The following is a 21,168-nucleotide window of genomic DNA, read 5'->3' on the forward strand; positions in this document are numbered from 1 at the left end:
ATGTAACAGCCTCAACAAAAGAGTGCCGGACGTGTTTGCACCACATCCGGCACCTGGCTTTGTTCAAAGCAACCGTTTCAAATCGTTCCAATTTAAAACTGAGTCAAAATTATGAAATTAATTACAAAAAAGAGCATCCCCATCATACTTGGAACAATGTTTTTGTTCCTCTGCATACCATTTATTTCGCAGGCCAGGTATAATGGGCTTTTAAACAAAGAAATTTCTATTACGGTAGCCAACCGGCCGTTGCGTATGGTCCTGGAAAAAATCGATGAAGATTACCAGATCGGCTTTATTTACAACAACCAATTGCCCGGGCTAAAAAACGACGTCTCCCTTTCGGCCTCAAAGCTTCCCCTGTCAAACATCCTTGACAGGCTGCTGCTTCCCAACGGCCTGGATTACAAAGTCGTTTCCGGCCAGGTTGCGGTGATCCAGTTTAAAAAAGCAACCGATATCCCTACTGCCACCGGAAGCCTGAGTGGAACGGTAACAGGACTTCCTGACAACATGCCCCTTCCCTATGCCACGGTCCACTTTACAGGCTCCGATAAATATACCCTGACCGACGAACAGGGAAAGTTCTACTTCCCTGCGGTCCCTGCAGGTCCACAAACACTTTTGGTCAGCTACATGGGATATGAGCCCCTTGAAAAAAAGGTCGATATTTCACCGGGCAGGACTGCAGTGTTAAAGATTGAAATGGCCTCCACGGTCAGCGAACTGGAAGGGGTGACCATTACCGGTATCAGACGGGGGGAGGTAAAGGCACTCAACAGCATGAAAAATGCCGAGAATATCAAATATGTGATGTCCCAGGAGCAGATCGAGCGCTTTCCCGACCTTACCGTCAGCGAATCCCTTCAACGGGTTCCAGGCGTTGCGGTAGGCTACAGCTATGGCATCCCGCGGGACATCATCATCCGGGGCCTGAGCCAGGACCTCAGTTCCATGACCCTAAACGGCACACGTTTGCCTTCTACCGGTGCCGGGGGCAGGGACACCGACCTGAACGGCATCCTTGCCAATTCAATCGAGAGCATTGAGGTCATCAAGACGCTTACTCCCGACCGTGATGCCGACGGCACGGGAGGTGCAGTCAATATCATCACCAAGTCCCCTGCAAAGGACGAAAAGCTGTTCGATGCCAAACTGGCCGGCGGATATAATGGACTGGTAAACAAGGCCACTTACGATGCAGGCTTGACCTTTGGTGAGCGAAAAGAAAAGACCAGCTATATCATCGGTGCAAGTTATGCGCGCAACTGGCGGGGCGAAGACCGTGTCGAAAAGGATTATAACACCTATACGGTTAACGGGGAAGAATCCACCTACCTGAGCAACCTCGACCTTGATGGCTATGAGATCAAACGGGACAACCTGGCCATCAACGGCGAGTTCAAATATTACCCCAATGATAGGTCTGAGCTCTACCTCCGTGGTTCCTACAACCTGTACTATGAAATCCAAAACCGCCTTGAACGCATCTTCAATATCGGGGAGTACACCAGTGCTGACCAGGTGGAAGACCTTCGCATTACCCAATCGGGCAATTGGAGGGATTACCACAAGAACCTTTTGCAGGCATCACTGGGGGGAAAAAGCTATATCGGTGATATGAAGCTGAATTATGACCTTACCCTGTCCCTGGGGAAATACGACCAGCCTATCTACTACAGTGCTGCTTTTGAACGCAACGGTCTCTCTGCTGGCCTGAACCTACAGAATCCGATAACCCCGCAATTTGAGTTCGGCGAGGCGGATCCCTATGATCCAGGCGAGTTCACTACCAGCAGGTACATCAACCGCCATGACAAATCCCTGGACCGGGACGGTCAGCTTACCCTAAACATCAACAAACCCTACCAATTGGGAAGGCACAAAGGGAATGTAAAATTCGGTGGACGTGGAAAGCTCAAATACAATGACCGGTCAAGAAACTATTTTCTCCATGACCTGGACGAAGGAAATTTTGTCCTTAGCGACTATCTTTCCGATTATACCAAGGAGGACCATTACCAGGGGGCCTACAACATGGGACGTTTTCCCGAAGCAGAGGCCATGGAGGAATATTATAACCAGCACCCCGAATTGTTCAGTGACAACGAAACCTATACCCGACAAAACACGGATCCCGATTCCTTTGAGGGGACCGAATACCTCGCCGCCGCTTATGCCATGACCGAACTGAACATCGACCAGCTCCAGGTCATCACCGGGATCCGTTATGAAAAAACCGGATTTGACTACCAGGGCAACCGGGTGAACTTTGACGACCAGGGTAACTATGTGAGCACTTCTCCTGCATCGACCGACCGGACGTTCGACGGTTGGTTCCCATCGATCAACCTCCGCTATGCCATTGGTGACAGGACCAATATCAGGGGAGCGGTAACAAGGTCCCTTTCCCGTCCCAGTTATTATGATCTGGTCCCCTGGGAAGAAGTGGAAACCCGGAGGAGCCGTGTCAAAATGGGCAATCCCGACCTGACCCAGTCGACTGCTGTCAATTACGACATTCTCTTTGAACACTACTTCAAATCGGTGGGCATCTTGTCAGGGGGCGTGTTTTTAAAGAACATCAACGATTATATCTACGAAAGCTCCTACGTCCAGGAGGGCGGCACATATGACGGCTACACGGTCAACCAGACGGTCAACGGGGCCAATGCGGTTGCCAGGGGCTTTGAGCTTGCCTGGCAGCAGCAGCTTACCTTCCTCCCGGGAGTCTGGAACGGACTGGGCGTATATGCCAACTACACTTATGTAAACAGTGAATTTGAAATTCCAGGAGCACAGTCGACCAGGACGGTAAAACTTCCCGAAATGCGGCCGCATGTGGGCAATGTCTCCATTTCCTATGAAAAATTTGGTTTTTCCGGTAGGCTATCCATGTACTTCTACGGTACTTTTAATGCCGAGCTGGCAGAAAATCCTGAAAATGACCTACAGGAAAAGGGTAGAAAGCAACTGGATTTCTCTGCTTCCCAACAGTTGACCGAACGGTTGAGCCTTTTTATAGGGGTCAATAACCTTACCAATGAACCCATTTCGGATATCTATCGGGACGGGCGGCCCCAAAACGATGCTGTTTACGGTAGATGGGGACAAGTGGGCCTGAGATTTAAAACCTACTGATCAATATATTTATAAAATGACCATGAAATTAACTTCACTACTTTCCATCCTAGCCCTTTTTATGGGCCTTGGGCAATTATCTGCCCAGGATTTTGCCCCGGGTCCCTTTCCCGACCGGATTGTACTGACCTGGAACGGCGATCCCCGGTATACTCAGGCGGTTTCCTGGCGGACAAGCACCCAGATCAAACAGGGTACCGCACAGATCACCGTGGCACCGGACTCTCCCCATCTGGAATCCTCGGCAAAAAGCCATCATGCCACAGTGGAGTCCTTGATCCAGGAAGGTGACAGCTCACTTTACCATACCGTTTCCTTCGAAAACCTGAAACCGGGAACGCTGTATGCCTACCGGGTAGGTTCAGAAGACCATTGGAGCGAGTGGTTCCATTTCAAAACAGCACCGGAGGCTCCAGAGGAATTTTCCTTCATCTATTTTGGTGATGCCCAGAACGACCTCAAATCCCGCTGGTCCAGGGTGATCAGGCAAGCCTATAGCTCCATGTCCGATGCGGCGTTCATGCTCCATGCAGGTGATTTGATCAACCGGACGCATGCCGATGCCGAATGGGGCGAATGGAACCATGCCGGTGGCTTTATCCACGCGATGATCCCCAGTATTCCTACTCCGGGAAACCACGAATATGACCGGGACCAACAAGAGCGGCTCGAGCTCGATATCCATTGGAGAAAACAGTTCAACCTTCCCCTCAACGGCCCAAAGGGCTTCGAGGAAACGGTGTATTATACCGACTACGGCAATGCCCGGATCATATCGCTCAATTCCCAGGAAATCGTGCTGAACGACAGCTCCCGGACCAGGCAACAGGAATGGCTGGAGAAGGTACTGCAGGAAAACACGCAGGACTGGACCATCATTACCTTCCACCATCCCATTTACTCATCCAGTTCGGGAAGGGACAACAAGGAATTCAGAGAGGCCTTCCAGCCGTTGTTCGAAGCTTATGGGGTGGACCTTGTGCTGCAGGGGCATGACCATACCTATGGACGGGGACACAACCTATCCACCGGAGTTTCCGGTAAGTCCGGGAAGGGAAAAGGACCGGTATATGTGGTCTCTGTCAGCGGTCCAAAAATGTACGAGCTGACCACCGATAAGTGGATGGACCGTGCCGCTTCTGAAACCCAACTGTACCAGTTCATTACCATCAAGGACAATAAGCTGACCTACCGTACCCATACGGCCACCGGAAAGCTTTATGACGCCTTTTATCTTGTCAAGGACCATGAGGGGAACAACTCGTTTACCGATGAAGCGGCAACGGCCATTGAGCAGCGTACTGACCTCCCCCCGCGCAAGTTAAGGGAAAAGACACCAGAGGAACTGCAGGAATATGAAAAGGTTTATCCCAAAAAGCAATAGGAGGACCCCATAGTATAAGACTGCCCATTCTAGACCAGCCAAGTTATAGTATAAATCCACCTTGGCTGGTCTTTTTTTTAATGCCATTGGGAGGCATATGTAACGTTTCAGTCCCTTCCCAGGGAATTGATACATTGCCCTAAGCCCGTGAAATCATTTTTAGGTGTTATTGGTTTTTTTCACCAAAGTATATAAAATCCCTTTTGTAATGCAGATCAGTGAAATTATTCCTGAAGGATCATTGTTAAACCATAAAGACAAAAAGCATGAAATTTCACACTAGAAAATGGATCAAACCAGAAGACCTCAATGCCAATAATTCCTTATTTGGAGGACGCCTATTGGCATGGATAGACGAAGAGGCCGCCTTATACGCCATTATTCAATTGGAAAACAAACACGTGGTGACCAAATATATTTCCTCGATCAATTTTATGTCCTCCGCCCGTCTCAACGATATTGTGGAAATCGGCATAGCCCCGGTAAAATTTGGAAAGACCTCGCTCACGTTGAAATGTGAGGTAAGAAACAAGATGACCAGGGAGACCATCATCACCATTGATGAAATCATCATGGTCAACCTGGGCGAAGATGGCCAACCAAAGGCCCATGGGAAGCATCAGGTCGAATATGTAAAAGACCGACTCGAGGCAAAACCAAGATAATTCTTCCATTGCTGGGACATACGCAAAACAGCTTACCTCCTCTAATGGAGGATATCTTGAGCGGTTACTTTTAAAGCTCAAACGGCCAAAAATACAAACGGGGGGAAATGCATCCCCCTAATTTAAACCAATTTCCCGGCAACAACCCGTCCAACATCGTATGATGCTTTCTCCACGGTTGGGCCGGCTTGTTCCAGCCGTTGGAATGCTTTGTTATTAATAACCGGCCTTTTTATTTCAAATATAATTTCATCATAATATCTGTCTGCTCATCATCGCCAAGTTTGAAAATATGTTTGTCAAAGGGCACGAATCCATTTTTCTCATAAAACCGGATTGCACGCAGGTTACGTTCCCAAACGCCTAACCAAACATAATCCACATCATTGGCTTTGGCCAATTCAATTGCTTTATTATAAAGGAGCTGTCCAATTTTTTGTCCATGAAAATCATTTAGTACATAAATCCGTTCTAATTCAAGTGCGTTCTTATCCTTTATTTCTGTTTGTGACTGCCCCGTATTTACTTTTAAATATCCGATTGTTTCTCCCTCATTTTCGGCAAAGTGAAATTCCGCATTTGGGTCTGTCAATTCTGATGTTAATTTTTCTGTCGAAAACCCGTTTTCCAAATAAACGGTCATATCTTCTTGGCTGTTATCTGAAGAAAACGTCTCATAGAAAGTCCGTTTTCCGATTTCCTTTAACCTCTCAATGTCCTGAATATTTGCTTTTCTAATTTTCATGTATGGTTGGTGTCGTTTTTTTAGTTCTTACCTGACTGTCGCACAATTGGCCAGTGGGGGTACCGGTGCGCATTCCTGTCCATTGTGAATGAAGTTGGCAACAAATCGAAGGCCTTACTGCCAGTCGTTCAGACGTCATATCATATCCTATATGCCTGGTATGATCCCCTAATGGGTGAATATAGGTCAAAAAAACGACCGTCCAAACGAATGCCCGGGTATGGAGCAGAATCAAAAAAGGAGGGTGGGCTGTAGCCCAAAGCCCAACTCTTGGAACGGATTACCATGTCACACTTGAAAAGAAAAGGCTAAGCTGGTAAGAATAGCACGTACGGTGGTATAAGGAACGCCCCCTGGGCCTATCCCCCGCAACCGTCTTTGATCAGGCTTTGTTTTTATATTCATGAATTATTTCATCGTCCCATACTTGGGCTTCAATATATTTATCATACTTTAATCTTTCTTCTGCCAGACACTTTTCATCCGATGGAATTCCGTATTCATTTATAAGTTCATTCATTTGGTCCAACAAAAAAATTTGTCCGTTACAAGCTTTTCTATATGTGACAAGTTTTGGCTCATCAAAAAACTGAAACGACACCATACTATCAGGGTAAGTAAAGCTTATGTGCTCAGGTTTAAAGGCAGTTAAAGGAATTTTCACGACCCCTGGGTTTACATACCAGGATTTTGCCCAGTCACATTCTCCCAAAGTAAAATAGAAAGGGTCATTTCTATTGGGTTTTCCTCCTTTTGAGATGAATTGTTCCTTAATTCTCTTTTCTAACGCCAACCTTAATTCAATATAATTCCCCGGTCTCTTACTATTCCATCCTTCCGAGATTTGATGTTGGATTCTCTTGGCTTCTTGATAGCCATATTCAGTAATATTCCGGAATGGTCCATTGTCGAGTTCGTAATAATGGAATACGAATTTCGGTATCGTTATATTTTTTTTCAACAAAGCCTAACATTTAAATAGAAGAGCCAGATGGCTTTAATTTACCATGTTTTACCCGTTACCACAAATAATGGAGCTGTATAAATCATTAAGCAATATTGTATATGCCAGTTAATGATGGAAAAAGCAACTCCAATCCCCATGGAGAAGTCTATCAGCTATAGCATCAGCGGTGCCCACATGGGCGCTCTTTTTTGGCTTCTTTAGGAGAGTTTTCACTTTCCGGGGCCTGTTGTCTTTTCCTGCTGCTCATACTTCGCCTCATTTCCCTGTCCCATGCCCGGTTTGAGCTCATGGGTCTTGACCATGTTCATTTCGGCACCATAGGGTGACCAGTAGTAGGCATTTGATCCCTCCTTATTTGCCTTGGATTTCCATGCTTTGCGGCAATTGGACCTCCATTTATCAGCAATCATATAACACTCCATGTATACAATTTGGATATTTATGGCAAATAATTGGTATATGTAAAATAGTTTTGGCAGATTAAAATAACTGAACTGCAAACCATGTCAACATCCTCACCTGAACCCAAAAAGCCCGACCAGGTTATTTTTGACCAATCTCCATTTCCTATGTGGATCTACGACCTTGACACCTACAAGTTTTTGGCTGTCAACAAGGAGGCCACCATCCATTATGGATACAGCGAGAACGAATTTTTGAACATGACACTCCGGGATATCCGGCCAACTGAGGATATCGAACTGTTGGAAGAGGCGGTTACCGCCGCACGAAAGCGAAGCAAATTCCTTAAGGGAAACCTGTTCAGGCACCAAAAAAAAGATGGGACGATCATTCAGGTAAAGATCAAAAGTAATCCCATCCACTACCATGGTAAACATGCTGAAATCGTATCGGCCATAGACCTAACGGAAACTTACCAACAGCAGCAACATATCGAAAAGCAAAAAAGGTATTTAGTCGCCATCGGGGAATTCCAGGAAATCCTCCTTAAATCAAAGGACTGGCCCAATGCCCTGAAAAAGTGTTTTGAGGTTATCGGAGAGCTGTTAGGGCCCGACAGGCTTTACTTTTTCCCCTTGGAAGGAACCAGGGTCCTTATGGATGGGCCCGTCTCCTGGCCGTTCGGCAAGACATCGCCCCAAGAGGTGCGGGTTCCTTCCCGCCTTGTTCATTTGCCCCGATGTAAGAAACTCCTGGAGAAAGGCAAACCTTTTAGCACAACCATCTCCCAACTTTCCGATCCAGGCTTAAGATCAGTTCTGGCGAGGCAGGGTATTAAATCGATCTTTCTATTGCCAGTAATGATGGACAATGAACCAGTTGGAACAATAGGAGTCGAGGGCCACAAGGAAGAAAAGCAATGGCAGGATCTGGATCTGCACCTATTGAACAGTCTGTCCAGCAACCTATCCTATGCCATCAAAGAAGAGGCCTCATATAAAAAGCTGGAAGAAAGTGAAACCAAGTTCCGGTCATTGGTCCAAAACGGCACGGATTTGATTGCCCTGATTGATGGGAACGGCAATTATAAGTATGTGGCACCGACCAGTACAAAAATATTGGGAAGGGCTCCCGAATCGTTCATGGGGAAAAATGCGTTCGAATTTATTTTCCCGGATGATATCACAAGGGTAACAGAACAGTTAAAAGCCCTTGAACATACCGATCATGTTTCTGTGGATCCCTACCGCTTTGCCGACGCCCAGGGAAACTGGGCCTGGCTACACACCGAACTGTCCAACCACTTAAACGATCCATCCATAAACGGCATCATCGCCAACACCCAGGTGGTAACCGAACAGATGGAAAAAAGAATGACCAGTGATATGGTCGCCTCCATGACCAATGCCATTGGACATCCCGGCGCCCTTAACAAAGGGATTTCGCGGGCGCTGGCAAAGGTGATCCAACTACCGGATATCGACTACTGTGAAACCTGGCTCATTTCAAAGGATAGGCTTCACCTGAACTTGGTTTCAAAATGCCATACGGTTCCCGGGTATGCCAAGCTTTACAAAGAAAGCAGGCTGGACAGCCTCGCCTTCGGCGAGGGACTCCCCGGCACCTGCTGGGCAGCCAACGCCACCAAGGTATGGGATAACCTCCCTCAGGAGCCCGTATTGATCAGGAAAAAACAAATTGCGCAGACAGCTTTACAATCCGCATTCTCCATCCCTATTTCTTATAATAATAATTTGCTAGGTGTCTTCCTCGGATTTTCAACAAAAAAAGCAGCATTGCTGAAAAGCCAAATACGGTTGTTAAAAGCTGTATTTGAGCCAATCGGGGCTGTTATCCAACAAAAATTAATAGAGGAGGAATATAAAAGTTTTTTTGATTTGTCTCCGGGGCCCTTATGTGTCATTGGCTTTGATGGGCTTATAAAAAAATACAACAAGGCATTGCTACGGTTGTTGGGGTACAGCAAAAAGGAATTATTACAGGAACCCCTACTGGGCTTTGTATATAAAAATGATAATGGCCTCTCCCTTGAAAAGATGACCGCTTTCCTTGGGGGGAAAACCAACTATCCCCTGGAAGCCAAACTCCTGACCAAAACCGGTAGGGTAAGGACCTTGATCTGGAAAGGAAAGCCCATCCCGGAATCCAAAATCATCATCGCGGTGGCCAAGGACATTACCGAACAGAAAAATGCCGAGAATGACCTCACAGAGGCCTATACTAAATTAAAAACGGCCCAAAAAATCGGGAAACTTGGATATTGGAGCAGGGACTTTGGTGCTGACGTCTCTGAATGGAGTGAGGAGACCTATAAAATATATGGGTATAGCCCCAAGGATTTTAAGCCTACCATGGAAAACCTGATCAAAACATTCCATCCCGAGGACAGGTATTTGCTCGAACATGATCCCACCAAAAGCCTCAAGCCAGGTAAGGTAACCCGCTTTCAACACCGCATAATCAATGGAAAGGGAAAAGTAAAGTGGGTGCAACAGGAATTAAGGCTGGTTTCAAACAGGGAAGGAAAGCCTGTCCGCATCGAAGGTGCCATCCGGGACATTACCGAACAAAAGGAACATGAACAAAAGCTCTCTATCAGCAACAACCGCTTCAAATTGGCCATGAAGGTCAGCAATGAAATGATCTGGGAGCTGGACCATTCAACCGGCAGTATCATCCGGGGAACAAGGTTTGGAAAGGATGTTGGCTATAAGGAAACCGAGTCCTTCTCCAAGAAGAACTCCTGGTTTCAGAAGGTCCATCCCGAAGATTCAGAAAGTGTCTGGCAATCCTTCCAGCGTTCCCTGCAAAACAAAACCTCCAAATCATGGAAAAGGGAGTACAGGTTGCTTTTGGAAGACGACAGGATTGTCTATGTGGTAGACAGGTGTTTGATATTGAGAAATGAAACCGGAAGTCCGGTCCGCTCGGTAGGCTCGGTCCTTGATGTGACCTTTTCCCGCAAGCAACTTGCGAGAATACAACAACAAAACAAAAACCTACGGGAAATCGCATGGTTACAGTCCCACCAGATCAGGGCTCCCCTTTCCAGAATTATGGGCTTGATATCCATATCGAAGGAAGCTGACACAAATGATGGTTCCCTGGAACAGATTCTGGAATGGATAGACAGTTCCTGTAAGGAACTTGACAAAGTCGTCCATGAGATCACCGAAAGGACATTTGATAACCCCGATGACAATAACACCTAGACCGTTTCCGGTTGGGGCAGTTTAAGGGTCTAAGCATCTCCAGGTGATCGGTTATTTTCCAATAACCATTAATATAAATAAAATACTTAAAAATGTATTTTATTTACGTTTTCATATATTTCAAACTTTACATTTTTAATACTATTTTCGATTTACTTATTATCTTTGACACCAAATAGGTAAATCGTTACCTGTTCCCACAACAATAACCTTTCATTATATAAATTAATCAATACAAATAATGATAATTTGTATAATTTAGGAATATTATCACGAACAGCACATGGAATATATTAAAACCAGGACCCAGGAATTCAAACTTTTAGAGAACGGGATTATTGTTTGCAAGGTCCTTCCCAATAAATTTCTAGAACTGGAAGATGGCCAGGAAAACCTACAGGCAGTAACCACATTGGCAGATGGAAAGCGGGCAGCGCTATTGGTTGATATCAGTATGGCCAAAGGCATTTCAAAGGAGTGCAGGGAACTGTTTGGCAGTGAACAGTGTGCAAAAATCCAGTATGCAGTGGGCATCGTGGCCAAATCGCAGATGGCAAACCTTATTGGAAATTTCTTTTTGGGATTCAACAGGCCCTTGTTTCCTACCCGCTTGTTTACAGAATGCTCAAAGGCCATGGAATGGTTGAAAACGATTAATAATGAAGAGAAAAAGTGAAGGCAATACCCATTATGGTAATGCCCACACCATACCACCTTATCCATCCGTTGAAAAAACTGAAAGCTTCGATTTCCCCTTTAACTTGAATGCCATCATTTCGGATGTCTTATTGAATGTATTGACTAGCCGACTGAAAGTGCTGGAAGAAACAGATGAATTTAAAGGTTCTCGGAAATATTTTTAGTCAGCGTCATAAATCTCACTTTTTCACCTGTCAACCTGAGTTTGATTTTAAAATAGGACTATTTGATCATTTTAAAAGGATTGGTACTTGATGGCTGTTTTTTCTGGAAGAAAGAGTAAGCAACCTAGCCGGAGATCATTCATCTTCAAGAGGCCGCTTTCAGTCCAGTCTGAAATGCTTCATTATAAAACGGATAAAAACCTCATGGTCCTCGGGCAATACCGTATGCCCTCCTTCATGCATATAGTAGCCCAATGTACTGAGCATTGTATCATCTTGCGGAGGCTGAAAGGGCCGGGCTCCCACCCCTTCCAGCCCAAAAAGATCGTAAACCGGCTGCGCAGCTTGAGCAGCAAGGTATTCTCCTTTGGGATCCGACCAAAAGTCCGTACTACCTGTTTGAAGCAGCAATGGACGAGGAGCCATTAGTGCGATCAACATATGGCTGTCCATGGGCATCTGGTTCACCTTATGTGAATACTGATGGTAGCGCGGTGCAAACTGGTAGAAATAGCGTGATGTATCGGTCATGTGTGCAACGGTTTCCCCAAAATCCCGCCGGCTCAAAGCCGCTCCGCTCTCCCCGGAAATACTTGCAATTACCATAGCAAACCGTTGATCGCGGGATCCTGTCCATAAAACAGTCTTTCCCAATCGCGATGCCCCCTGGATCGCTACCATATTGGAGTTAATGGATTTATCGGTTTCCAAATAATCCATGGCACGGCTCAGCCCCCAGGACCAGGCCGATATTGCTCCCCACTCGTTTTGGCCAACTTGGGTGGCCCCAGATTTCAGGTAAACACTGCGTATCCCGTACCTGATCCCGTCTTTCGCATCTGGTTCGATATCTCCATAATACACACTGGCATACCCTATTCCATTGGAAATATAACGCTCCACGTCGACCTTGCCAATTGCCGAGCGGGTAGCAGGAACCTTCTCTCCATCTTTCCAAACTGTGCCCGGACAAATGCCCGGATCGTCTATGGCCTGTGAATTGGGTGAAAAGGAAAGGGCAAGCAACAGCGGTGAAGGCTTCGTTGCATTGGTGGGGACATAGATCACCAGATCCATTTTATGGTTACTGGAAGTATCTTTGGTGAAATATATTCGCACCTGCTTTCGAATAGCCTTGCCTCTGAAGGCAGGTGTACCTTTATCAAACACATTAAAACTCATTTCCATTGGTTTACCCGGACCTTCTCCAAACTGTTCCTGTTCAAAAATCCTCAATATTTCAGGGCGCCGGTTTTCCATCCAATCCTTCCTGCTGGATACTTTTTTTCCATTGGATTTAAGCAAGGGATCTGGCAAGATATAATCCCCTACTTTCGACTCATCATAATTCACAGGAATACCGGCCACCAAGGTGGGGGCATTCTGAGCCCTTGATTTTACCTGGCACATCATAGTAAAGAATAAAGCCAGTGCAAATAATTTTAAAGTTCTCATGATTAAGGTTGTTCTTTTTCCATAACTATCCTGACCGGTCCGAGAAGGCCCGATTCCTGTAATTGATAAGGGCCACCGAAAGGCCTTACATAACCATCCAATACTTTTTTATCGGGAAAAAGTTTATCCCCGGCAAGCCTATTGGTCCAACCATTTGTCACCTCTACTTCCAGATCATTGTCCCCTGCTCCCAGGGCCTGCGTAATATCCACCCTGAAAGGGGCCTTCCAAACCAGTGGCATCTTCTTGCCATTGACCGACACTGAGGCGATATCGCTAACTTTGCCCAGATCAAGGTAAACGTTTCCCTTTCGGGTAAGCCAATCCTTTTTCACCGAGATCGTTTGTCGGTAGTTGGCTTTGCCTGAAAAATATTTCACGCCTTCTTGGGGATGGGTTGACAACGAACCCAAGGTCTTCAGCTCGATCTCTTCGGGTGCGCCGGAATTTGGAGGGAAGCTCACTTGCCATGGCCCTTGAATTTCAGCCAAGGTCTCTTCCTGCCTATAGGCAACTGTTCGCTGCTGTTCGGTCGCAGAACCTGAAAACACCACAAAAGTTGATCCCCCGGCCGGTAATTCAACCGGTACTTCTGTGAATTTGTCGGTGATTCGATAAGCTGCCGGTCCTATGGTCCCTTCATCCGGATTCCAAAGCTCTGCATTTTTACCGGCTACCCTAAAACGGCCTCGTATGTGTTGGGTCTCGTCAGTACGGTTGACCACATAGTAAACATCCGTATCATCGACCTTACGGTGGATCCAAGCCGTTTTTTCTGCAGAATAGCTTAATTCTGCATCCTTTGGAACACCGATGGCTTTAAGTACCTTTTTTAAGGACAGTCCCCAGAAAAGGCGCCCCTGACCATACTCCCGGCGAGTCCTGCTCTTACCGTCCAGGTCAGCCCAGATTTCATCAACCAGATGTATAAACTCCGCTTCTGCATACGCTGCAGTGTCCAATCCTGCCATTTTTTCCGGTCGGGGACCTACTACCGTTGCCCCACATTCAAGCAGGGATTTGATTTTTTTCAGTACGTGCAGGGTCATTTCAGCTACATCGGGCAATACCAACAGCGCATAGCTCATTGCGTCGGGCAATACCAGCTGGCCAGTAGAGTCGGCCTGCATCCTGCCGATGAGCGCATCAGTATTGATATAATCGTAATCGTACCCTTCCGGAAGTTCAGGTTTTAAACCTCCCCCCCAGAATGGCATGGTAGACGGGGCTCCTTCTTTTAGCAGGTAGGCTACATCTGCCACAAATATTCCGCGTTGCAGCATATACGCGTTGCGGGCGAAATGTGTAAAAAGTGGACGTGCATCCTCTGCCCAGGTAATGTTCCGGTGAAGATGGGTTCCCACCATGGCATTTCCCGGCTTCGTGTCCAGCGGCTGGTGGGCCGAAGTATGGAATACCAGCCTGTTTACTCCTTGTGTAAACCAATAATCGCCTATCTTCTTGAGCGTAAAGGGCGATTCAAAATTCCCTCCCGTAAACGCCTCGGCTGCCACCAGCTTCTTACCATATACGTGAGCAGATGATGCTGCACCGCGTATATCCTGGTAATACATAGATGAAGGATGAAGGTCCTTCACCCAGAATTCTCCCATAGGGATATCCACGTACTTTTTATTCAGCAGTGCATCTTCCATTGACTCGAGCGACACCCCTCCAGCCTCTCCGTACGTCTTCACTCCCTGGCTGTTCAAGTAGTCGGTAACCGTTCCATAATGGTTTTCTGCAAACATGTCCACCAAGGTACGCCGGAAGTCCCAAAGGAAACGATCGCTGGTTTCGGCATCACCCACAATATACCCGGCCATAACCGGCAAAAAGGGGAGCAAGCTGTAGCCCCGTCGGGCCTTAAACTCTTCGGCCATTTTATCGGTCCAGTTCTGAATCCCGGCTTCCCAACTGTCCATTAACATATACTGGAGACGTTGACCGAATAAAGGCCCCAGGCCTCTTTTGAGCAGGGAAGTATAATGCCTGATGTATGCGCCTGTATGTTCTTTACTTAACTTGTCTACCTCATAGCCCTGTGCTTCCGGAACTGCCGGCCGATTCTTTGCCCCTGTCAGCGCATATCCGAAACGCATGATAGTCCAATTTCCTTCAGGCACCTGCCAGTGCAGTGTTCCATCGCCTTTCATCTTTGAGGTCAGGTCAATTATTCCTCCTTTCGGAATTCTTGCATTTTCCGGGACTTCAGGAGTTTCCACCCCAGAATATTCAAACAACATATTGAAACCTGCCTTGTCCTCCCACCGGTTTACCCTGGCCCCGGTATGGAGGCGTATCTCTGCAATTTTATAGAGGCTATCCACTGGGGTAGTATTCTCCGAGATTACATCGGCAGGCCGCACGGGGGCGTTGGTAAACTCCAGCCGATAATATCTTGCTTCGGTTTCAGGAAAGGCATATGTCCGTATGTTCCCGCCGCGGTAACCTGATTTCCCTGGTAAGTGGGTAAGCGTTTTGAAACTTACTCCGTCCATACTGGCCGCTACCCGTGCAAAAGGAATTCCTGTCCCAGCGGCAATGGTCAGTGCCCTCGCCTTCACGGGATCCGGATAGGTAAGGAGCAACTGTGGGTCATTCCCATCAACGGTTCTCTGTACAGAAATGCTTGTCGACATATCACCATCATAAAGTGCCCTTCCGTCTTCGGCCCCACGATCGGTCCGAAGAGACGGCTTCATGGACCCGGCTGCCAACTCTGCTTCCGGAGTCCTAAAAGCTATCACTACGTGATCGGCATAATAAGGACCTGCTTTTGTGTTGGTGTTGAAGACATTGGGACCGGCCCCTACCCTGCTGGATGGCTCCGGTAGTTTTGTATGATAGGTCTTCGAACCATCTACCCTGACTGTTGACCAAACCAGCTTTTTCATCGCCTGTTCCGGCTGTACCCAACTCCCTCCTGTCAAGCTCCATCCCGCAGAGGTAAACGTCGCCATTTCCAGATCGAGCCGTTCGGCCTCCACTGCGGTATGGTGCACCGCATCAAGCCATTCCTCGGTGCCAAAAATAGTTTTCTTTGACACTACCTGACCGCCACCTGCAGCCACATCAGCCAGTTGAAAGCCTTCGATGCCCACACGCTTCATCCACTCGAGGTCTTTGGTGATTCCTTCTTTGGTGACATTGCTATGGGTCCAGTGCCACCAGGTCCGTGGCCAGGCGGAGGTGGGCGGGTTTTCGAAACCTTTCTTTAGCACATCATACTGCTGTGCCCAAGCCATGGTGGTGATAAGGCACAGCCCGCTGATGACAAAGGCTTTTTTTAACAAAAAACATGTATTGATCATAACTTCGGTTTAATGCATCCCCTAACGGGTGCGTGGTAGTTTATTCTAGTACTGGTCATTCTGATCTATATTCTCCGGATTAAGGTTCACCTGAAATCGCGGAATGGGGAATATAAGCTCATAGTCCTGGACCATATTATCGGTGCCGATTTCATCGTTGGACAAATCACTTTGAAAATGACTGTTCATCACGGTAAGCAAACGATCGGTTCGGGAAAGGTCAAACCAACGATGTCCCTCACAGAATAATTCAAGCCGGCGTTCCTGTTCTATGGCCAGGCGCATGGCAGCCTGATCAGTCTTAAGGTTTTCATCTGTGGCCAAGCCCGCCCGTGTCCTAACTGCCTGCAGGAACGGATATGCTGCCCCTGGATCGCCCATTTCATTTTGTACCTCGGCATACATTAGGTTGATATCGGCATACCGGAGGACGATCCAGTCATTACCTGCATCTACTGTCGATACCATACCTTCATCATAATACTTGGTGGTAAAGACATAGGAACGTCGTGATCCATCAAGGCGGCTGAACATTCCCCTGCGCTTGTCGGAATTCGGAAAGCTGGCTGCCAGGTCCTCAGTCATCAAGAAAGTTCCCGTGCCTCTTTTCAGTACTCCGGTTCCGATGTCTTCGTTGGCCATGGCTCCCTGGACAAATGGATTTCCCTGCGATGGGGTAAAGCCCCGTGCGAATTGCACCGCAAAGATGATTTCTGCATTATTTGGGTTGGCAGCATCGAAGACATCTGCATAGCTGGTCAGCAGGTGATACGCATTGGCATTTCCGGTCGGCGGCGAGGCCATGACCTGTTCAAGTTTGGCATTCGCTTCGCTATAACGCTTCAGTGTGAGGTAGACTTTTGCCAACATGCCTTTTGCTGCGTACCGGGTTGCTCTGCCTATATCTGCGTTATCTGTATAAAAAGCAGGCAATTTCTCCGCATCTGTAAAGTCGGCAATAATCTGATCATACACATTGGCCACAGCTTCACGGCCATATGAAAGTGCTTCCTCCTGGGTTTTTACATCTTCAAGCACTAAGGGAACATCACCATAAATCCTTACCAGGTTAAAATACATCAAGCCCCTCAGGAATTTGGCTTCATTGGCATATTGGTTCCTTACCGAATCGCTCATCGACACCTTGTCAATATTTTCAAGTACGAGGTTAGTCCTCGATATTGTTGCATACGCGCTGTTCCACAGGTTGCTGATAATGCCGTTATCGGCCACTACATTTGATTCATTAATGGTGATATGGTCCGAAGAGTTGTTAAACTTACTGTTATAAACATCGTCGGATGCCAAATCTCCGATGACGTAATAATACTCATAGGCATCCCTTAAGGTCACATACCCATCATTCAACATCTGCTCGATGCTGGCCTGGTCGGTAAAGAAGGTATTTTCAGTTGGCTCATCTGTAGGAAATCTATCGAAATAATCATTACTGCAGGAAGATACGATCAGCAGCAAAGTAAGCGATACAACGGATGTTGCTAGGTTATATATCGTTTTCATAAAGTCTTGATTAAAAGGTTAGGTTAACTCCAAAAGAAATATTCCTTGCCAGTGGGTAGGTTCCTGACTCCACGCCATTGTTGGTAGCGTTATCGCCGGCTCCGTTACCCTGTGGATTTCCAAAACCGCCAAACTTGCTGAAAGTATGCAGGTTCTGGCCAGTCACATACAGGCGCAGTTGCTGCACTTGAATTTTATCCAGCAGTACCGGTGGCAGCTGATACCCAAGCGTGACATTGCGGACACGCAGGAAACTTCCATTTTCAAGGTATCGTGTACTCGGAGCAATATTGGAGGACAGATTGGTTGTTCCGGCCCGATGGTACCTCCCGTTACCGGGATCGGACTCAGAGCGCCAGCGTCCCATTGATTCTTTTGATCCATTCTCCAACCATCGGCTTAAGCTGAGAGCAAGCTCCTGGCTCCTGTACACTTCGGCACCGTGACTACCGTCGATCAAAATGGTTAGATCAAGATTTTTATAGGAAAACGTATTGGTGAGCCCATAAACAAAATCCGGTTGATAATTACCTGCCCTTACCTGATCATTCGCATTGATTACACCATCCGGCACTCCTTCAGGGCCTGATACGTCCCTATACCTTAAATCGCCAATCCCCTGGGAGCCGAGCTTGGGGTAATTGACCACATCTTCTGCATTGTTAAAGGTCCCTTCGACAATGTACATGTACAGATCGCCCATGGGCCTACCCACATAGTTGCGTACCACCCCTTGGTTGCTTAGCTGGGTCTGGCCACTTGTCAGGCTTACGATCTTGTTGCGGTTGAAGGAGATATTGAAGGCGGTGTTCCATTTAAATTCCGATGCGATATTGACCGTGTTCATGGCAAACTCCCATCCCCTATTCCGGACATTGCCGACATTTTGGATAACCGAGGTAGCCTTTCCGTTAATAGAGGGCAAATCCGCATTGAGAATAAGGTTACTGTTACGGTTATAAAAGTCCACTACTAAGCTGACACGGTCTTTGAACAAGCCTACTTCGATGCCTGCATCAAACTGGCGGTTCTTCTCCCAACCTAGCTGGTTATTGGAAAATCCCCCAGGTCGGTAGGCTACCACCTGGGCATCGGTGGTCCCAAACACATAATATTCGCGTTGCAGCGTGGTTATCCAGGGATAGTATCCTCCCAGCTGATCATTGCCCGTTTCCCCATAGCTACTTCTTACTTTTAGCATGGACAGGGAGGAAAGCGACTCCATGAATGGCTCATCACTGATATTCCATCCAGCAGAAACCGAAGGGAATACACCTGTTCGGTTTTCTGGTCCGAAACGGCTGGATCTATCCCTTCGGAGCGATGCGGAAAACAGGTATTTATTATTATAGTTATAGTTGACCCTTCCGAAGATTGCATCGAACACGTACTCCCTGCGTTGGGAGGTCCCTTGAGTAAGCACTGCTCCCTGGACGTTCTTGACATTGGAATTTACAAAGGCTACCGGATTATCCTTATCGGTGCGAGGTTCCAGGGATACAAAAAAATCGCTCTGACGCGCCGCATCGAAACCGAGCAGGGCTGTTAAATGGTGGCTGTTGCCCAGGTCAAAATCATAGGTTGCCGTATTTGACCAATACCAATTTGTATTGGTGGTGTTTTGTCTTCGCGCCCTGATCTGTGCAAGGTTTGGCGTTGAGATATTTCCCGTATTGCCATTCCCCCTGGCCAGGAAAGGTTCTACGTACCACTCTTCCTTTTCAGCGGTTATTCCGAGGTTAAAGGTCGATTTCATGGTAAGGCCTGTAATAGGTGTATATTCGAGGAACGCATTCCCTGACTGCCTGAAGGTATAAAAATAGTCCTTATTGGCATCCAGCTTCACTAGTGGATTGGACAGTTCATCGTTGAAAATGGTCTTCATTTCCGGATCTTGGGTGATCACAAAGTAATCACCGTTCTCCTGCCACACCGGAAGTATGGGCGGCATCGTCAGTGCCTCTGCCAGTATACCGTCCACCCCTGTCGAGGTATTTCCTCCAGTAGTCTGCTGTGTGCGCCTCTGGGTAAAGGAAGGTTGCAGATTTACTCCTACCCGCAATTTATTGGTAATATCCGCATCAAAGCTGGCCCGAAGGCTATAACGTTTCATAAAAGTATTTTCAATGATCCCCTGCTGATCGGTATAAGCAGCCGACACGGCGAACCGCATCTTATCGGTACCACCACTTGCTCCAAGTTGGTAGTTCTGGAAAGGTGCCGTACGGAAGATCACATCCTGCCAATCGGTATTGGCCCATCGCTCCGGGGAATTCAGGAATTCAGGAATTTCCCGCCCCTGGTAGGTAAGGCCTTCCTTGGCCATCTCTACAAATTCCTGGGCATTCATCAGCTCATACTTCTGCATGACATTTTCAAAGCCAATTGCACCGTCAAAGGTAAATCTTGTTTTACCGCTTTTTCCCTTTTTGGTTGTCACAATGATAACTCCGTTACCTGCCCTAGACCCATAAATAGCTGCCGCTGCCGCATCTTTGAGGATGTCCATACTTTCAATATCCCGTGGAGCAATGGCATTGATCAGGTTGGCATCATTGGTTGGATATCCATCGATCACATATAAAGGGCCATTGCCACTGGTGATGGAACCATTACCACGGATCCTTACCACTGGTGCTTCGCCAGGCGCTCCGTTGGTCTGCTGTAACTGAACTCCTGAAACCTGCCCTACCAACGCCTGGGTGGGGTTGGTCACTGGAAGATCGGCCATACTTTCTCCCGTTACTGTAGCGATAGCCGTAGCAATATTATGTTTGCTTTGGGTTCCGTATCCCACGACCACCACTTCTTCCAATGCCTTCATGTCAGGGACTAATGACACATCTATGACAGTTTGATGGGCTACTTCAATCGATTGTTTTTCATAACCAATAAAGCTAAAAATAAGTATATCTCCATCTTCTGCATTAATAGTATAACTACCTTCTATATCGGTAACGGTTCCTTTGGTGGTACCTTTGACCTGGATTGTCGCCCCGGGTATGGGCTGCCCATTTTCATCGGTTACCGTACCGGATACATCTATGACGCTTGTTTTCTGAGGTAAAGCTGTTTCATCCTTTTCTTGTGGTTCAATTTTTCTGATTATTATGGTCTTATCATATACATCGTAGGTGAACTGATAAGGGACCAATACCTGGTCGAGGACCTTTTCAATATTAGCCTTATTAACATTGATGCTGACAGTGGGAATCTCCTTGATTAAGTCCGAGCGGTAAAGAAAGTTAAAGTCGCTTTGGTCTTTAATCGCTTCAAACACCTGTTCTATAGAGGCTTGATGTAAATTCAGTGCGAGTTTGGTATTTTGGGAATAAGCACTTGCTGAAACGTTCATCACGGCCACCAAAATAAGGATTATGGTGAGTTTCATGGTCAATAGCATTTTACCCTTAATGCATAAGGGTAGGTTACTGGGTTTTTTTTTCATAATTTTAAATTGCTTAAGTAAAACATTAAG

General features: G+C 46.9%; 13 protein-coding genes. 6 read left to right on the forward strand and 7 right to left on the reverse strand.

Annotated features, from left to right (window positions below; all coding sequences use genetic code 11):
• Positions 1 to 111: 111 nt before the first annotated feature.
• The 3 genes from FKX85_RS20100 (at position 112) to FKX85_RS20110 (ending at position 5,190) form a co-directional block, all read left to right on the forward strand.
• Positions 112 to 3,141: a TonB-dependent receptor gene (locus FKX85_RS20100; RefSeq protein WP_141616422.1), complete on the forward strand. Its 3,030-nt coding sequence runs from the start codon at positions 112 to 114 to the stop codon at positions 3,139 to 3,141.
• 22 nt (positions 3,142 to 3,163) lie between these two features.
• Positions 3,164 to 4,525: a purple acid phosphatase family protein gene (locus tag FKX85_RS20105; protein ID WP_229239709.1), complete on the forward strand. Its 1,362-nt coding sequence runs from the start codon at positions 3,164 to 3,166 to the stop codon at positions 4,523 to 4,525.
• Positions 4,526 to 4,791: 266 nt separating this feature from the next.
• Complete coding sequence (locus FKX85_RS20110) at positions 4,792 to 5,190, forward strand: acyl-CoA thioesterase (protein WP_141616424.1); 399 nt, start codon at positions 4,792 to 4,794, stop codon at positions 5,188 to 5,190.
• 232 nt (positions 5,191 to 5,422) lie between these two features.
• On the opposite strand, the gene FKX85_RS20115 is transcribed toward FKX85_RS20110, so the two are convergent.
• The 3 genes from FKX85_RS20115 to FKX85_RS20125 all read right to left on the reverse strand — a co-directional run bounded on the left by FKX85_RS20115 (position 5,423) and on the right by FKX85_RS20125 (position 7,312).
• A complete protein-coding gene (locus FKX85_RS20115; protein WP_141616425.1) occupies positions 5,423 to 5,935 on the reverse strand; it encodes a GNAT family N-acetyltransferase in 513 nt (170 codons plus the stop codon).
• Positions 5,936 to 6,317: 382 nt separating this feature from the next.
• Positions 6,318 to 6,896, reverse strand: a complete 579-nt coding sequence (locus tag FKX85_RS20120; protein WP_141616426.1) for a hypothetical protein — start codon at positions 6,894 to 6,896, stop codon at positions 6,318 to 6,320.
• 215 nt (positions 6,897 to 7,111) lie between these two features.
• Positions 7,112 to 7,312, reverse strand: a complete 201-nt coding sequence (locus tag FKX85_RS20125) for a hypothetical protein (protein WP_141616427.1) — start codon at positions 7,310 to 7,312, stop codon at positions 7,112 to 7,114.
• A gap of 93 nt (positions 7,313 to 7,405) precedes the next feature.
• Between FKX85_RS20125 and FKX85_RS20130 the strand changes: the two genes are divergently transcribed.
• The 3 genes from FKX85_RS20130 (at position 7,406) to FKX85_RS20140 (ending at position 11,400) form a co-directional block, all read left to right on the forward strand.
• The gene (locus tag FKX85_RS20130; RefSeq protein WP_141616428.1) at positions 7,406 to 10,537 is read left to right on the forward strand and encodes a PAS domain S-box protein; all 3,132 of its coding nucleotides are present in this window, start codon (positions 7,406 to 7,408) and stop codon (positions 10,535 to 10,537) included.
• A 283-nt stretch (positions 10,538 to 10,820) separates the two neighbouring features.
• On the forward strand, positions 10,821 to 11,213 hold the full coding sequence (locus tag FKX85_RS20135; protein WP_141616429.1) for a DUF7793 family protein: 393 nt from the start codon (positions 10,821 to 10,823) through the stop codon (positions 11,211 to 11,213).
• Positions 11,197 to 11,400, forward strand: coding sequence for a hypothetical protein (locus FKX85_RS20140; RefSeq protein ID WP_141616430.1), 204 nt, complete (start codon positions 11,197 to 11,199; stop codon positions 11,398 to 11,400). The genes FKX85_RS20135 and FKX85_RS20140 overlap by 17 nt, the downstream gene beginning before the upstream one ends.
• Positions 11,401 to 11,559: 159 nt before the next feature.
• Here the strand turns inward: FKX85_RS20140 and FKX85_RS20145 are convergent, their stop codons facing one another.
• From FKX85_RS20145 to FKX85_RS20160, 4 genes are read right to left on the reverse strand one after another with little or no spacing between them, the layout of a single operon-like run.
• Positions 11,560 to 12,855, reverse strand: coding sequence for a glucuronyl esterase domain-containing protein (locus FKX85_RS20145; protein WP_229239710.1), 1,296 nt, complete (start codon positions 12,853 to 12,855; stop codon positions 11,560 to 11,562).
• 2 nt (positions 12,856 to 12,857) lie between these two features.
• Positions 12,858 to 16,169, reverse strand: coding sequence for a glycosyl hydrolase (locus FKX85_RS20150; RefSeq protein ID WP_210416881.1), 3,312 nt, complete (start codon positions 16,167 to 16,169; stop codon positions 12,858 to 12,860).
• A 45-nt stretch (positions 16,170 to 16,214) separates the two neighbouring features.
• Positions 16,215 to 17,690 (reverse strand): RagB/SusD family nutrient uptake outer membrane protein, encoded by a 1,476-nt coding sequence (locus FKX85_RS20155; protein WP_141616431.1) that lies wholly within the window; start codon positions 17,688 to 17,690, stop codon positions 16,215 to 16,217.
• A gap of 10 nt (positions 17,691 to 17,700) precedes the next feature.
• Positions 17,701 to 21,081, reverse strand: a complete 3,381-nt coding sequence (locus FKX85_RS20160) for a TonB-dependent receptor (protein WP_168196303.1) — start codon at positions 21,079 to 21,081, stop codon at positions 17,701 to 17,703.
• Positions 21,082 to 21,168 lie beyond the last annotated feature (87 nt).

Origin of the sequence: Echinicola soli, from assembly GCF_006575665.1 — a bacterium.
GTDB classification, from domain to species: domain Bacteria; phylum Bacteroidota; class Bacteroidia; order Cytophagales; family Cyclobacteriaceae; genus Echinicola; species Echinicola soli.